At 68.7% G+C, this 15,919-nt stretch carries 11 protein-coding genes; 5 read left to right on the top strand and 6 right to left on the bottom strand.

What is annotated here, in order from left to right; translation table 11 throughout:
- Positions 1 to 2: 2 nt before the first annotated feature.
- The 6 genes from ASC76_RS21995 to ASC76_RS21970 are packed head-to-tail and all read right to left on the bottom strand — an operon-like array spanning position 3 to position 11,160.
- On the bottom strand, positions 3 to 2,036 hold the full coding sequence (locus ASC76_RS21995; protein ID WP_056471915.1) for an acetoacetate--CoA ligase: 2,034 nt from the start codon (positions 2,034 to 2,036) through the stop codon (positions 3 to 5).
- Between the two features lie 30 nt (positions 2,037 to 2,066).
- On the bottom strand, positions 2,067 to 3,881 hold the full coding sequence (locus ASC76_RS21990; RefSeq protein WP_235580554.1) for an ABC transporter substrate-binding protein: 1,815 nt from the start codon (positions 3,879 to 3,881) through the stop codon (positions 2,067 to 2,069).
- Entirely contained in the window at positions 3,878 to 5,671 is a 1,794-nt protein-coding gene (locus tag ASC76_RS21985; protein WP_056471912.1) for an ABC transporter substrate-binding protein, read from the bottom strand. Before ASC76_RS21985 ends, ASC76_RS21990 begins: the two co-directional genes overlap by 4 nt.
- A 4-nt stretch (positions 5,672 to 5,675) precedes the next feature.
- Positions 5,676 to 7,493 carry an ABC transporter substrate-binding protein gene (locus ASC76_RS21980; protein ID WP_056472181.1) on the bottom strand — a complete coding sequence of 606 codons (1,818 nt, stop codon included), beginning with the start codon at positions 7,491 to 7,493 and terminating at the stop codon, positions 5,676 to 5,678.
- Positions 7,493 to 9,313, bottom strand: a complete 1,821-nt coding sequence (locus ASC76_RS21975) for an ABC transporter substrate-binding protein (protein ID WP_056471910.1) — start codon at positions 9,311 to 9,313, stop codon at positions 7,493 to 7,495. Before ASC76_RS21975 ends, ASC76_RS21980 begins: the two co-directional genes overlap by 1 nt.
- On the bottom strand, positions 9,310 to 11,160 hold the full coding sequence (locus ASC76_RS21970; RefSeq protein ID WP_082549378.1) for an ABC transporter substrate-binding protein: 1,851 nt from the start codon (positions 11,158 to 11,160) through the stop codon (positions 9,310 to 9,312). Before ASC76_RS21970 ends, ASC76_RS21975 begins: the two co-directional genes overlap by 4 nt.
- A gap of 312 nt (positions 11,161 to 11,472) precedes the next feature.
- Between ASC76_RS21970 and ASC76_RS21965 the strand changes: the two genes are divergently transcribed.
- From ASC76_RS21965 to ASC76_RS21945, 5 genes are all read left to right on the top strand, one after another.
- Entirely contained in the window at positions 11,473 to 12,411 is a 939-nt protein-coding gene (locus ASC76_RS21965; protein ID WP_056471908.1) for an ABC transporter permease, read from the top strand.
- Positions 12,408 to 13,457 (top strand): ABC transporter permease, encoded by a 1,050-nt coding sequence (locus ASC76_RS21960; protein WP_056471904.1) that lies wholly within the window; start codon positions 12,408 to 12,410, stop codon positions 13,455 to 13,457. The genes ASC76_RS21965 and ASC76_RS21960 overlap by 4 nt, the downstream gene beginning before the upstream one ends.
- The gene (locus ASC76_RS21955) at positions 13,454 to 15,145 is read left to right on the top strand and encodes an ABC transporter ATP-binding protein (RefSeq protein ID WP_056471902.1); all 1,692 of its coding nucleotides are present in this window, start codon (positions 13,454 to 13,456) and stop codon (positions 15,143 to 15,145) included. Before ASC76_RS21960 ends, ASC76_RS21955 begins: the two co-directional genes overlap by 4 nt.
- Before the next feature lie 227 nt (positions 15,146 to 15,372).
- Positions 15,373 to 15,603: a hypothetical protein gene (locus ASC76_RS21950; protein ID WP_056471897.1), complete on the top strand. Its 231-nt coding sequence runs from the start codon at positions 15,373 to 15,375 to the stop codon at positions 15,601 to 15,603.
- Between the two features lies 1 nt (position 15,604).
- Positions 15,605 to 15,790 (top strand): hypothetical protein, encoded by a 186-nt coding sequence (locus tag ASC76_RS21945; protein WP_056471894.1) that lies wholly within the window; start codon positions 15,605 to 15,607, stop codon positions 15,788 to 15,790.
- Positions 15,791 to 15,919 lie beyond the last annotated feature (129 nt).

The raw sequence follows: 15,919 nt of genomic DNA, 5'->3' as shown, positions 1-15,919 counted from the left end.
CGTCAGGCGTCCGCGCGCCGCTGCGCGAACGCGACGAACCAGGCGACGCAGCCGGCGTTCGCCATCGCATCGAGCTTGAACACCTGCTCGGCGGGTGTGCCCATCAGCAGCTTCTTGACCGGCAGCTCCATCTTCTTGCCGGACAGCGTGCGCGGTACCGCCTCGACCTGGAAGATCTCGTTCGGGACGTGGCGCGCCGACAGCGCGGTCTTGATCGCGTCCTTCAGCTGCTTCGTCAGCGTCGCGTCCAGCACCAGCCCGTCGCGCAGCACGACGAACAGCGGCATGTAACTCTCGCGGCCCAGGTACTCCAGGTCAACGACCAGGCTGTCCAGCACCTCCGGCAGCGCCTCGACCGCGCGGTACAGCTCGGCCGTGCCCATGCGGATGCCGTGGCGGTTGATCGTGGCGTCGCTGCGGCCGTAGATGATCGCGCCGCCGCGCGGCGTGATCCGGATCCAGTCGCCGTGGCGCCAGACGCCGGGGTACATGTCGAAGTAGCTGTCACGGTAGCGCTTGCCGTCGGCATCGCCCCAGAAGTACAGCGGCATCGACGGCATCGGCTTGGCACACACCAGCTCGCCGACTTCGTCGATCAGGTCGCGGCCCTGCTCGTCCCAGGCGTGCACGGCCGCGCCGAGGCAGCGGCACTGCATCTCGCCGATCACGGTCGGCAGGGTCGGCAGCCCGGCGACGAACGCGCCGGCGAAATCGGTGCCGCCGGAGATCGGAGTCAGCCAGATGGGGTGGCCGTCGACCTTCGGCATCTGGTCGTAGACCCACTGGTAAGAATCGACCGACAGCGGCGAGCCGGTCGAGCCGATCGCGCGCAGCCGAGACAGGTCGGCGACCTTCGCCGGCTCGATGCCGGCCTTCAGGCAGTTGGCGTAGAACGCGGCGCCGGCGCCGAAGAAGGTCACGCCCGCGTCGGCCGCGAAGCGCCACAGCGTGTTCAGGTCGGGTGCCTTGATCGCGCCGCCCGGGTTGCCGTCGTAGACGCAGATCGTGGTGCCGCCGAGCAGTGCGCCGACCTGCGAGTTCCACATGATCCAGCCGGTCGCGCTGTACCAGTGGTAGCGGTCGCCGCCGAGCGCGCTCGGGCCGACATCGTTGTGCAGCGCGCCGGCCTTCAGCGCCTCGATCATCACGCCGCCGTGGCCGTGGACGATCGGCTTGGGCAGGCCGGTGGTGCCGCTCGAGTAGACGACCCACAGCGGGTGGTCGAACGGCAGCCAGACGGGCGCGAACGGCACGTCGGCGGCGCAGGCTGCGGCGAAGTCGTGCACCGCGCGCCGCGGGCCGGCGAGCGCGGCCACGTCGGCGGCTTCGTTCTGGTATTTCAGCAGCAGCACGTGATGCACGCTGGGCAGTTCGTCGAGCAGCCCGCGCAGCACGGCGAGGCGGTCGTGCGCGACGCCGCCGTAGGTGTAGCCGTCGACCGCGATCAGCACCTTCGGTTCGATCTGGCGGAAGCGGTCGAGCACCGCGACCGGTCCCATGTCCGGCGAGCAGACCGACCAGATCGCGCCGAGGCTGGCGCAGGCGAGGAACGCGACGATGGTCTGCGGGATGTTCGGCATGAACGCGCCGACCCGGTCGCCGCGCTGCACGCCGAGCGCCTGCAGCGTGGCCGCGAGCGACGCGACCTGGCGGCGCAGCTCGGGCCAGGCGATCTGCTGCATCTCGCCGCGCGCGCCTAAACCTCGCATGGCCTCGTTCTGGAACACGATCGCCGGGTGCCCGGCCGCATGCGCCGCATCGGCATGCGAGAACAGGTGCTGCGCGTAGTTGACCTGCGCGCCGACGAACCAGCGCGCGCCGGGCATCACCTCGGCCTCGAGCACGGTGCTGTACGGCGTCGGCGACTGCATGCCGAAGTGGTCCCAGATCGAACCCCAGAACGCGCGCAGGTCGGTGACCGACCAGCGCCACAGCGCGTCGTAGCCTTCGGTCGTCGTCGGGTCGAAATGCAGGCCGCGCTCGCGCGCGAGCCAGTCGATGTAGCGGGTGATGTGGTGAATGCGGGGCGAGGTCATGCGGCCATTGTGCAAGCCGCCGACCGGTCGTCAACGAGACAAACGCTCACGCAGCGGGCCGTCGACCTCCGCGAACATCCACGACTCGCGGCGGAAAAGCCCCTCGCGCCACCCAGTGATCCACGGTTGGGTCAGGTCGGTGTAGACGCGGTGCACGTGCATCTTGTAGGGCATGTAGGCGGTGACGAGCTTGGCCGCCTCGAGGAACAGCGCGGCGCGCTCGGGGCCGTCGGGCAGCACCAGCATGCGCCGGTAGATCGCATCGAACGCGGGCAGCTTGAAGCGCGCCAGGTTGCCGCTGCCGATCGACGGGCCATACATGTATTCGAGGCCGGCCTGCGCGTCCTCGCCGAGCGTGGAGCCGAGGCCCCACATCTGCAGCTTGCCCGCGCGCGCGGCCTTGAAGTTCTCGGGCCACTGCGCGGTGTCGAACACGATCCGCACGCCGACCGACGCCATGCTCTTCTGCCAGTTCTCGTCGAGCTGCCGCTCGATGTTCGAGGTCTGCGTCGCCATGTGCAGCACCAGCGGCGAGCCGTCCGGCTGCTCGCGCCAGCCATCGCCGTTGCGGTCGACGTAGCCGTACAGATCGAGCAGTGCCTTGGCGCGCGCCGGGTCGTGCTGGCTCTGCTCGGTACGGAACGCGGCGTCGTAGCCGTAGGTCCCGGGCGGCATCGGCGCCTGCGCCGCGATCGCGCTGCCGCGTCGCACGATCCGGATCTCGCGATCGATGTTGTACGACAGGCCGATCGCCCGCCGCAGCGCGACCTTGTCGGGCGTGTAGCCGCCGACGACCGGGTCCTCCATGTTGAACCAGGAGACCGTGAAATCGGGATTCACGTATTTGCGCGCCTGGATGCCGCGCTTCACGAGGTTGGGCGCCAGCGTGCCGGCGGGCGCCGCGAAGTTGGTGAACTCGGGCGGCACGCGCACGTAGTCGACGCGCCCTTGCAGGAACGACAGCCAGCGCGCCTGGCCCTCTTCGAGCACCGAGATTTCGACGCCGTCGTTCAGCGGCAGGCGGCGACCCTTGAAACGCGCCAGCCAGGCCTGTCCCTGGACGTCGTCCGCGGCCGGCTCGCCGTCGTACAGCACTTCACGGAAGGTCGGGTTGCGTTCGAGCACGATGCGCGAGCTGCGCCGCCAGCTTTTCAACCGGTACGGCCCGGTGCCGACCGGGTGCGCCATGATCTCGTCGCCGTAATGCTCGACGACCTCGCGCGCCACCGCGCCCATGATCGACGACGCGCACAGCCCGGCGACGAAGCGTGGCCGCGACTCCGGGAGGCGGAACTGCAGCGTGTAGCGGTCGAGTGCGCGCAGGCCCAGCACCGGCGTGTCGTAGTCGAACGGCTTCTTCTGGCGCAGCGCGGCCTCGCGCAGTTCCGCCAGCCCGAGCGGCGCGTCCTCTTCCAACGTCGACAGGCTGGGGCTCTTCGTCGCCGGGTCGTACATGCGCTTGATCGAGTAGACGTAATCCTCGGCGACGAGCTCGCGCCGCCGGCCCTTGAACGCCGGGTCGTCGGCGAAGAAGATGCCGGGCTTGAGCCGGATCGTCCAGACGCGGTAGTCGTCGGTCACCTCGGGCAGTGCGGCCGCGGTGAGCGGCTTGACCTTGACCGGCATCGCGAGCCAGTCGTAGCGGTAGAGCGACTCGAAGATGTGCGCGGTGACCCGAGCCGAATAGAGGTCCGCAATCTGCGCCGGATCGAAGCCCGTCTCGGCCGACTCGAACGGTACGCGCAGGATGTTCGCGCCGATGGTGTCGGGTTCGGCCGCGTTCGCCCACGACGGCAGCGCCAGCCCGCCGAGCATCGCCGCCGACCAGCTGCGGCGGTCGATCACCGGGCCACCCGCTTCGTGTTGTCGATGTCCACGTACTGCCACCAATCCTTCCAGAACACCGGCCGGCGATAGCCGATCAGCTGCGGCTGCGCCATGTCGAGCGACACCCGGGTCAACGTGAACTTGTACGGCATGTAGGCGATCGCCAGGCGCTCGATCTCGCGGAAGGTGGCGCTGCGCTCGGGGCCGTCGGGCAGCGTCTGCAGCCGGTCGTAGAGCACATCGGCCTCGGGCAGCTTGAAACGCGCAAGGTTCTGGCCGCCGGCCTGGCGACCGTCGTAGCGGGCGAACGAGCCGCCCGCATCCGGCGCGGTCGAGATCGAGCCGAGGAACCACATCTGGAGCTTGCCGGCGCGCGCCGCCTTCAGGTTCTCGGGCCACTGCGCCGTCAGCAGCTGCAAGCGGATGCCCAGCGCCTTCATGTTCTTGTTCATCACCTCGGCGATCTTGCGGTCGCGCTGCACCGGCGTGGTCGAGACGCGCAACAGCAGCGGCGCGCCGTCGGGCAGCTCGCGCCAGCCGTCGCCGTCGCGGTCCGTGTAGCCGTACAGGTCGAGCAGCGCTCGAGCGCGCGCCGGGTCGTAGTCGCTGAACTCGGTCTTCAGCGCCGGGTCGTAGGCGCTGGTGAACGGCAGGGTCGGGCCTTGCGAGTAGGTCCCCAGGCCATTGAAGGCGTAGTCGATCACGTTCCTCGCGTCGATGCCGAGCGCGATCGCGCGGCGCAGCGCGACCTTCTCCGGCGTGTAGCCGCCGACGGTCGCGTCCTCCATGTTGAAGTAGTAGTAGTTGCCGGCCGACTCGACGATCGGAAACCCGCGGATGCCGCGCTTCGCGAGGTTCGGCGCGACCTTGCCGTTCGGCATCGCCTGCGGTGCGAACTGGTAGCCCACGCGGTACGCGAGGTCGGCCTCGCCGTTGACGAAGGCGAGCCAGCGCGGCTGCTCTTCCTCGACGATCGAGATCTCGACCCGGTCGACCAGCGGCAGGCGCCGGCCCTTGTACCTGGCAAGCAACGCCTGGCCTTCTGCATCGTCGGCCGCGGGCGCCGCGTCGTACAGCACCTCGCGAAAATCGGGGTTGCGCTCGAACGCGATGAACGAGCTGCGCCGCCACTGGGCGAGCTTGAACGGCCCGGTACCGACCGGGTGCGCATCGAACCGATCGCCATAGAACTCGACCACCTCGCGCGCGACGGCGCCGAACAGGTCGCCACCGGCCAGGCTCTCGTTGTAGCGCGGGCGCGGCTCCTTCAGCGTGATGCGCAGCGTGTAGCGGTCGAGCGCGCGCAGGCCCTCGATCTCGCGGTCGTAGTCGAACGGCGTCTTGTTCTTCAGCGACTGCGCGCGGAGCTCGGCCAATCCGACGATGCCGTCGGCCTCGACGCCGCCCCAGCTCGGGCTCTTGCTGGCCGGATCGGCGAAGCGCTTGATCGAGTAGACGTAGTCCTGCGCGACCAGCTCGCGCTTCCGACCCTTGAACGCAGGATCGTCGGCGAAGTAGATGTCGGGGCGCAGCCTGATCGTCCAGACCTTGAAATCGTCGCTGACCTCGGGCAGCGCGCGCGCGGTCCACGGCTTGATCTTCACCGGCCGCGCGAGGTGGTCGTAGGCGAACAAGCCGTCGTAGACGTTGCCGATCAGCTGCTTGGAATAGAAATCGTTGGTCTTGGCCGGATCCAGGCTCGACTCGGCGACTTCGAACGCGTAGCGCAGCACCTTGAGCGGCTCGGCGCGCGCGCCCGCCGCACCGACCAGCACGGCGACGATGCAGAGGAACCGGCGCAGCCTCATGCTGTCAGCGCTTCGGGCGCAGGGAGTCGTCGATGTCGACGTACTGCCACCAGTCCTGCCAGAAGACCGGATGGCGGTAGCCGATCACCTGCGGCTGCGCCATGTCGATCGAGACGCGGTTCAGCGTGAACTTGTAGGGCATGTACGCGAGCGCGATCTGTTCGGCCTGGCGGAACACCGCCAGGCGCTCCGGCCCGTCGGGCAGTTCCTGCAGCTTGGCGTAGGCGGCGTCGAGCTCGGGCAGGCGCACGCGCGCCATGTTCTGGCCGCCGATCTGGCGGCTGTCCATGCGCTGGAATGCGCCGGCCGAATCCGGCGAGGCGGACGAACCGCCCAGCGCCCACATCTGGTACTTGCCGGCACGCGCCGACTTCAGGTTCTCGGGCCACTGCGCGACCTTCATCCGCACCCGGATCCCGAGCGCCTTCATGTTCTTGGTCATCACCTCGGCGATGCGCCGGTCGCGCAGCTGCGACTGGGTGTTGACGTCCAGCACCAGCGGCGAGCCGTCGGGGCGCTCGCGCCAGCCGTCGCCGTCGCGGTCCTTGTAGCCGTACAGATCGAGCAGCGCGTTGGCACGCGCCGGGTCGTAGTCGCCCACCTCGGTCTTGAGCTTCGGGTCGTAGGCGCTGGTGTGCGCCAGCGTCGGCCCTTGCGCGATCGTGCCCATGCCGCTGTAGGCGTAGTCGATGATGTTCTGCGTGTTCAGACCGAGCCCGAACGCACGGCGCAGCGCCACCTGCTCGGGCGTGTAGCCGCCCACCACCGGGTCGTCGAGGTTGAACAGGTAGTAGTTCGCCGCCGCCTCGACATAGCGGAAGCCCTGCACGCCGCGCTTCGCGAGGTGGGGTGCGACCTTGCCGCCCGGCATCGCCTGGTTCACGAACTGGTAGCCGACGCGGTAGGCCAGATCGGCCTCGCCGTTGACGAACGACAGCCAGCGCGGCTGCTCCTCCTCGATGATCGAGATCTCGACCCGGTCGACCATCGGCAGGCGCCGACCTTTGAGTCGCGCCAGGATGGCCTGGCCCTCGGCATCGTCGGCGGCCGGTTCGGCGTCGTAATAGCGCTCGCGGTAGCCCGGGTTGCGCTCCAGCGCGATGAACGAGCTGCGCCGCCACTGCACGAGGCGAAACGGCCCGGTGCCGACCGGGTGCGCCTGGAACTGCTCGCCATAGAACTCGACGGCCTCGCGCGGCACTGCGCCGAACAGATCGCCGCCGGCGAGCGCCTCGATGAAGCGCGGGCGCGGATCGGCGATGCGGAACTGCACGGTGTAGCGATCGAGGGCGCGCACGCCTTCGATCTCGGTGTCGTAGTCGAAGGGCTTCTTGCTGTCGATGGCGCGCTGACGCAACTCCGCCAGGCCCAGCAGCTTCTCGTTCTCAAGCCCGCTCCAGACCGGGCTCTTGTTGGCCGGGTCGGCGAAGCGCTTCATCGCGTAGACGTAGTCCTGCGCCACCAGCTCGCGCTTCGCACCCTTGAACGCCGGGTCGTCGGCGAAGTAGATGCCGGGCTTGATCTTGACGGTCCAGGTGCGGAAGTCGGCCGAGTTCTGCGGCATGCCGTCGGCCGTCAGCGGCTTGATCTTCACCGGCCGCGCGAGGTGGTCGTAGGTGTACAGGCCCTCGAAGATGTGTGGCGTCAGCGTGCGCGAATAGAGGTCGTTGATCTTGACCGGGTCGAGGCTGGTCTCGGCGACCTCGAAGGCGTAGCGCAGTACCTTTTGCGGTGCCGCCGGCGGCGTGGGCGCCTGGGCGTAGGCGTGGACGTGGGCGACGGCGGCCAGCGTGGCGGCGATCAAGAGTGGGCGGAGCGTCATCATCGGGTCGGATTGCGCAGCGAATCGTCGATGTCCACGTACTGCCACCAGTCGGTCCAGAAGACCGGGTGGCGGTAGCCGATCAACCACGGCTGAGCCATGTCGGTGGAGATGCGGTGGATCGTGTACTTGTACGGCATGTAGGCCAATGCGAGCTTCTGAGCCTGGTCGAACAGTGCGGCGCGTTCCGGCCCGTCGGGCAGCGCCTGCGCGCGATCGTAGAGTGCGTCGAACGCAGGCATGCGGAAGCGGGCCATGTTTTGCCCGCCGATCTGGCGGCTGTCGTAGCGCGCGAGGGCGCCGATCGAATCGGGCGCGTCGGCCTGCGAACCGACTGTCCACACCTGCAGCTTGCCCGCGCGCGCCGCCTTCAGGTTCTCGGGCCACTGCGCCACGACCGACTCGCTGCGGATGCGCAGCGCGCGCAGGTTGCGGTCCATCACCTCGGCGATCTTGCGCGAGCGCTGGTCGGACTGGGTGTTGATGCGCAGCACCAGTGGCGAACCGTCGGGCTGCTCGCGCCAGCCATCGCCATCCTTGTCGACGTAGCCGTACAAGTCCAGCAGCGCCTGCGCGCGCGCCGGGTCGTACTCGCCGAATTCGCTGCGGTAGTGAGGGTCGTAGTTGCTGGTGTGCGGCAGCAGCGGCGTCTGCGCGGCGGCACCCTGGCCGTTGTAGGCGTAGGCCACCAGCGTTCGCGCGTCCATGCCCAGTCCGATCGCGCGACGCAGCGCGATGCGCGCCGGCTCGTAGCCTCCGATCACCGCGTCCTCCATGTTGAAGAAGGCGCAATAGACGGTCGGCTCGAGGTAGCGGTAGCCCTTGATGCCGCGCTTCGCGAGGTTCGGCGCGACCTTGCCGTTCGGCATCGCCTGCGGGATGAACTGGAAGCCCATCTCGAACTGCAGGTCGGCCTGGTTGTTCAGGAACGCCAGCCAGCGCGGCTGCTCCTCCTCGATGATCGAGATCTCGACCCGATCGACCATCGGCAGGCGGCGTCCCTTGAGTCGCGCCGCCCAGGCCTGCCCCTCCGCATCGTCGGCGGCGGGCTCGGCGTCGTAGAACATCTCGCGGAAGCCGGGGTTGCGCTCGAATGCGATGAACGAGCTGCGTCGCCACTGCACGAGGCGGAACGGGCCGGTGCCAACGGGATGGGACTCGGCCTCCTCGCCGTAGAACTCGATCACCTCGCGAGCCACCGCCCCGAACAGGTCACCGGACGCCAGGTTCTCATGGAAACGAGGGCGCGGCTCGGCCACCTTGAACTGCAAGGTGTAGCGGTCGAGCGCGCGCAGTCCTTCGATCTCGCGGTCGTAGTCGAACGGCTTGCGCGCATCGAGTCCGGCCTGGCGCAACTCGTTGAGGCCGAGCAGCCGTTCGGTCTCGAGGCCCGACCAGACCGGGCTCTTGTTGGCCGGGTCGGCGAAGCGCTTGAAGCTGTAGACGTAGTCTTGCGCGACGAGTTCGCGTCGCTTGCCTCTGAAGGCGGGGTCGTCTGCAAAGTAAATGCCGGGCCTGATCTTGACCGTCCACGTGCGGAAATCGCTCGACGCCTGCGGCATGCCGTCGGCGGTGAGCGGCTTGATCTTGATCGGCCGCGCCAGGTGGTCGTAGTGGTATAGCCCTTCGAAGATGTGCGGCGTCAGGATGCGCGAATAGAGGTCGTTGATCTTGGCCGGATCGAGACTCGTCTCCGCGACCTCGAACGCATAGCGCAGCACCTTCTTTCCCGGCTCGGCACGCGCGGCCGCCGGCAGACCCAACGCCGCCCCGGCGCCGGCCGCGAGCACGCTGCGGCGGGTGAATTCGGCGCCGCTCATCCCAGGCGCCTTGCCTTCTCGGCCAGATCGATGTCGACGTAGCGCCAGAACTCGGCGACGAACAGGTTGCGGTGGTAGCCCACGACCCAGGGCTGCGCCAGGTCGGTCCAGATGCGGTGCACGTGCGCCTTGTAGGGCATGAACGCGACCAGGATCTCCTTCATGCGGGTCATCACCTTCAGCCGTTCGGGGCCGTCGGGCATCACGCGCATCTGCTGGAACAGGCGGTTGTATTCGGGATGGTCGAAGCGGGCGTGGTTGGCCTGGCCCTTCTCGGGGCCGTCGCCGAGAACGAGGAACTCCTCGCCGTCGGGCCCCCCGGTCCAGGCCACGCCCCACATCATCAGCTTGCCGGCGCGCGAGGCCTTCAGGTTCTCGGGCCACTGCGCGGTCTTGAAAACCATGCGGATGCCGATCGCATCCATGTTCTTCTTCCACTGGGTGATCAGCTGGCGATCGAGGTCGTTCGGCTGGGTCGCGTACTCGATCGTCAGCGGCGAGCCGTCGGGCTGCTCGCGCCAGCCGTCGCCGTCGCGGTCCGTGTAGCCGTACAGGTCGAGCAGCGCCTGTGCCTTGCCGCGGTTGAACTCGCCCATCTCGCTCTTGAACGCCGGGTCGTAGCCGTACAGGCCCGGCGGCACGATCGACTGCGCGACGATCGCCTGGCCTCGCCGCACCACGCGGATCTCTTCGTCCACGTTGACCGCCAGTGCGAGCGCGCGGCGCAGCGCGACCTTCTCGGGCGTGTAGCCGCCGACCACCGGGTTCTCCATGCCGAAGTACGACATCGACGCGTCGTTGCGCTGGTAGCGGACCTGGTAGACGCCCTGCTTGGCCAGGTTGGGCGCGACCTGGTTGTTCGGGATCGCGATGTTGGTGAAGTCCTCGGGCACCTGCCAGACGACGTCCATTTCGCGGTTGATGAAGGCCAGCCAGCGCGGCTGCGGCTGCTCGATCACGCTGAGCTCGACCCGGTCGACCATCGGCAGCTTGCGGCCCTTCAGCTTGGCGGCGGCGGCCTGCGCGAGCGGGTCGCCGGCGGGGGCCTCCTCGTCGTAGAACTCGTCGCGGTAGCTCGGGTTCTTCTCGAGCGCGACCAGCGAGCTGCGTCGCCACTCGGCGAGCCGGAACGGGCCGGTGCCGACCGGGTGATCCATGATCTTGTCGCCGTAGAACTCGACCACCTCGCGTGCGACCGCCCCGAGCTTGGAGGGATCGCTCAGCGCATCGGTGAAGCGCGGGTTCGGCGTGCCGAGGATGAAATGGATCGTGTAGCGGTCGGTCGCGCGCAGGCCTTCGACCGGGGTGTCGTAGTCGAACGGCGTCTTGTTCCTGATCGCGGCCTGGCGCAGGTCGTCCAGGCCGACGATCGCGTTGTTCGCGAGGGTCTGGTACGTCGGGCTCTTCCAGCGCGGGTCGAAGTGGCGCTTGATGCTGTAGACGTAGTCGGCCGCGACGAGTTCGCGCTTCACGCCCTTGAACGCCGGATCGTCGGCGAAGAAGATGCCGGGCTTGATGCGGACCGTGAAGCGCTTGAAGTCGGCCGACGCCTCGGGGAACGCCGCGGCGGTGCTCGGCCGCAACCGCACCGGGCGCGCGAGGAATTCGTAGGCAAACAGCGAATCGAAGATGTTCGAGGCGATCAGGCTCGAATAGAGGTCCGAGATCTGCGCCGGGTCGAAGCCGGTCTCCGCGACGCGCATCGCGTAGCGCAGGACCTTCTTGCCGCCGGGCGCCGTGGCCGGCGCGGGTTGCGCCCCGGCCCGCGGCGCGAACCAGCCGCCGACGAGCGCCGCGAGGCCGCGAAGGACGAAAGCGCGGCGCGGCGCGGCGGCGCGAGAGGGCATGGACGGCGTTCCTTGTGGGATCACGACAGGGGCCCGGGTGGGGCCGGTGAATCGAAGGCGGGAGTCTAGGGGCAGCGCTGCGCGGTCGGACACGGTGCAAGCACCAAGGTTCCGGCGCGGCCGACCCGGGGCACGCGAATTGCGTGCCGGCGCGCCAGCCGCGCGGCGGGGAAAGAGGGCAAACGCGGGGGAGGGCCGCCCCGCGCAGGCCCTAGACTCCCGTCCGCTCGCACCCTGCGCCGCCCGCCCCGCCACGAGCACGGGCGGCGCGCGGGGTGCCCCGATTTGACTGGATGAGGAGTGTGTTGAGCCATGGCGGCCTATCTGATCCGACGCCTGTGGCAAATGATCCCGACATTGTTCGGCGTCGTTCTGCTGGTGTTCCTGCTATTCAAAGCCTTTGGCGGCGATCCCGCTGAAATCCTCGGCGGCCTGAACGCCACCCAACAGCAGGTCGACGCGATCCGCCAGCAGCTCGGGCTGAACGAGCCGCTGTGGACGCAGTTCGGCATCTTCCTCAAGCAGATCGTCACGTTCGACTGGGGCAAGAGCTGGGCGACCAACGAGGCGGTCTCCAACCTGTTCGCCACCCGCCTGCCGGCGACGTTGACGGTGATGGTGCCGATCCTGATCCTCGACACGCTGCTGGCGATCCCGTTCGCGATGGGCGTGGCCTACGTGCGCGGCTCGCTGACCGACCGGACGATCATGGTGCTCACGACGGTGGCGCTGTCGATCTCGTTCCTGGTCTACGTGATCGTCGGCCAGTACGTGTTCGCGTTCCAGCTCGGGCTCTTCCCCGTGCAGGGCTGGAGCGACAGCGTCTGGACCAACCTGACCACCTACGCGCCGCTGCCGGTGCTGCTGGCCGTGGCGGTCTCGCTGGCGCCGACGACGCGGCTGTACCGCACCTTCTTCCTCGACGAGATCGGCCACGACTACGTGCGCACCGCGCGCGCCAAGGGCCTGACCGAGCCGGTCATCCTGATGAAGCACGTGCTGCGCAACGCGATGATCCCGATCCTGACGAACGTGGCGGTGAGCCTGCCGGGCATCTTCGTCGGCTCGTTCCTGATCGAGGTGTTCTTCTCGATCCCGGGTCTCGGCCGCGAGATCCTGCTGGCGGTGAACCGCAGCGACTACCCGGTGATCCAGGCGTTCGCGATCTACATCGCGGTGATCACGATGGTCGTGAACCTGCTGACCGACATCCTCTACAAGCTGGTCGACCCGCGGGTGGTCCTCAAATGAGTACCTTGGTGAGTCCCCAACTGACGCCGAGCATGACGCGCGGCAAGGGCGTGTGGGCCGCGGCGGCCACGCGCTTCAAGACCGACCACGTCGGCCTGACCTCGCTGGTGATCGTGGTGCTGTTCCTGCTGCTGGTGCTCGCCTCCGGGCTCGGCCTGGTCGCGAAGGACTGGCAGACGGAGCGCGGCGTGCCGGATGCGCCGCCTACCTTCATCGGCCCGGCGGCCAAGACCGAGAGCGTCGCGATCGCCGCGCCGAGCGGCCCGAACGTCGACATCTCGGCGGTCGACCCGCTCGCGCCGCGTTATGCCGAGTGGGCGGAGGCCGCGAAGAAGTACCAGACCAAGGACGCCGTGCGCGCCGACACGCTGCCGTTCGGCGGCGACCGGCTCGGCCGCGACGTGCTGGCCAAGGCGATCAAGGGCGCGCAGGTGTCGATCCTGGTCGGCGTCTCGTCCGCGGTGCTGGCCACCGTGATCGGCACGCTGCTCGGCGCCGTCGCCGGCTTCTTCGGCGGCAAGGTCGGCGACCTGCTCGAGTGGGTCTACAACGTCTTCACCGCGATCCCCGGCATCCTGCTGATCTTCGCGTTCGCGGCGGTGTTCGGGCGCGGCATCGGCTCGGTCGTGCTGATCCTGGGCCTGGCGGGGTGGACCGGCATCTACCGGCTGGTGCGGGCCGAGTTCATCAAGCACGCCAACCGCGACTACGTGCGTTCGGCCGAGGCGATCGGCGCGAGCAATGCGTCGCGCATGTTCCGCCACATCCTGCCGAACGTCAGCCACGTGGTGCTGGTGCAGCTGTCGATCCACGTCGTCGGCTTCATCAAGAGCGAGGTGATCCTGTCGTACCTCGGCCTCGGCGTCGGCGTCGACCAGGTCTCGTGGGGCACGATGCTCAGCGAGGCGCAGAGCGAGCTGATCCTCGGCCACTGGTGGCAGCTCGCTGCCGCGACGATCTTCATGGCGGTGTTCGTCACCGCGTTCTCGCTGATGACCGATGCGCTGCGCGATGCGCTCGATCCGAAGCTGCGGGGTCTGGAATGAGCACGCTACTGAGCATCGACAACCTGCGGGTCGCCTTTCGGCTCGGCAAGGAGAACGGCGTCGTCAAGCGCTTCGAGGCGGTCAAGGGCGTCAGTTTCGACGTGCCCGAGAACACCACGGTCGCGCTGGTCGGCGAATCGGGCTCGGGCAAGAGCGTGACCGCGATGTCGATCCTGAACCTGCTGCCCGACAACGTCGAGCGCAGCGGGGCTATCACGTTCCAGGGCCGCGACATGCTGGCCACGCCGATGAGCGAGCTGCAGAAGCTGCGCGGCAAGGAGATCGCCTGCGTCTTCCAAGACCCGATGACCTCGCTGAACCCGGTGTTCACGGTCGGCCAGCAGATCTGCGAGCCGCTGATGAAACACCTGGGCCTGAACGCGCGCGACAGCATGCGCCGCGCCGAGGCGTTGCTGACGGAAGTCGGCATGCCGGAGCCGAAGCGCCGGCTGGGCGTCTACCCGCACCAGCTGTCGGGCGGCCAGCAGCAGCGCGTGATGATCGCGATGGCGCTGGCCTGCGAACCGAAGCTGCTGATCGCCGACGAGCCGACCACCGCGCTCGACGTGACGATCCAGCGCCAGATCATGGAGCTGCTGGCCGGCCTGAAGGCCAAGTACCGGATGAGCATGCTGTTCATCAGCCACGACCTGGGTGTCGTCGGCGAGATCGCCGACCACGTGGTCGTGATGCGCCACGGCACGGTCCGTGAGCAGGGACCGGTGGCACGGATCTTCGCCGACCCGCAGGACGCGTACACCCGCGCGCTGCTGGCCTGCCGGCCGACGCTGGAGCAGCGCGCCCCGCGGCTGATGGTGATCGACGACCACATCGCGGGCCACGCCCGCGAGGCCGTGGGCAAGGCCAAGGACCCGAACGCGCGCGTGATCATCGAGGCCAGCGCGCTGACCAAGAGCTTCTGGCTGCGCAGCGGCGTGTTCGGGCGCAAGGAGTTCAAGGCCGTCAAGGGTGCGACCTTCAAGCTGCGCCAGGGCCACACGCTGGGCGTCGTGGGCGAATCGGGCTCGGGCAAGACGACGATGGGGCTGGCGCTGCTGCGCCTGCACGAGCCGAGCGGCGGGCCGGTCAGCGGGAAGGTGACGTTCGACGGCATCGACCTGCTGGCGCTGAGCAAGGGGGAGATGCTGCCGATGCGCAAGCGCATCCAGGTGGTGTTCCAGAACCCGTACGCGAGCCTGAACCCGCGCTTCACGGTCGGCCAGACGCTGGTCGAGCCGATGACGATCCACGGCATCGGCCGCGATCAGGACGATCGCGAGGAGCGCGCCCGTGCGCTGCTGCGCAAGGTCGGCCTCGACGACGCGGCGATGGACAAGTACCCGCACGAGTTCTCCGGCGGGCAGCGCCAGCGCGTCGCGATCGCACGCTGCCTGACGCTGGACCCCGAGGTGCTGGTGCTGGACGAAGCGGTCAGCGCGCTCGACGTGTCGGTGCAGGCCCAGGTGCTGAACCTGCTGAAGGACCTGCAGGACGAATTCGGCCTGGCCTACATCTTCATCAGCCACGACCTGGCGGTGGTGCGCTTCATGGCCGACGAGGTGCTGGTGATGAAGGACGGCGAGGTCGTCGAGCAGGCCAGCGTGGCGCAGATCCTGGACGCGCCGCAGCAGGAGTACACGCGGCGGCTGCTGGGGGCCATCCCGCGCGGGTACCGCGCGGCCGCGTGACCGCACGCAAGCCGGCAAACTCGCGACGAATCCGGTCGAACCTGTAACGCTCCGCTTACGGGTACGCCGGTTTTCGTTCGCGCTTGTTCGAATTGGCGTCACCCGGCCCGTCGGCGCCCCCGTTGGCGGGGTCCGCGGGCGCTGGCATGGAGGTTGCGCCTGTGGGCTCACAGCACCCGCGCAGCCGCCGGCCGCGACGGGTCAAGGACTCCAAGGACGTCGTTGCCATGCCGCTGAACCGCTCTGCCCGGACCGCCTCCTCCACGCCGCGCCGCCTGCGGCCGGCGACCCCCCGCTGCCGCGGCGGCGCCTCCTCGGTGCTGCGGCTGACCCAGCCCGGCGCCCAGCGCCTGCCGAACACGCTGGACCTGTCCGACTGGATGAGCCGCGCCGCCAGCGTGCTGCTGCCGGTCACCGGCCCGCACTTCGACGTGCCCGCCCGCGGGACGGGGGCCTGAGATGAAACAGAACGCCACGTCGCCCATCGTCAAGCGACCTGTCGCCGCCGCCAGCCGCGTATTGCCGCAGCGCCGCGACCCGGTGCTGCAACCCAGCGCACCGCGCCAGCCGTTCCGCGTGCTGCAGACCAGCCGCGCGCCGGCCCAGCTGTCGTTGTGGCTGCGCGCCGAACTGAACTTGCGCTGACCACGCGGCATCTACCCTTTTTGCGGACGGTCCTGACGTCCTGAGGGAAGCGGGCAGGCTGGGGCGGAGTCGAGAGCGAGCCCCCGCGATCACTGTCCCGCTTCCCTTCTTTTTTCTGCGGGCAAGCCC

It is taken from the genome of Rhizobacter sp. Root404 (assembly GCF_001425865.1).
In the GTDB taxonomy this organism is placed as follows: Bacteria; Pseudomonadota; Gammaproteobacteria; order Burkholderiales; family Burkholderiaceae_C; genus LMDS01.
The sequence above is the reverse complement of the archived record's forward strand: the minus strand, read 5'-3'. Positions and strand labels throughout refer to the sequence as shown.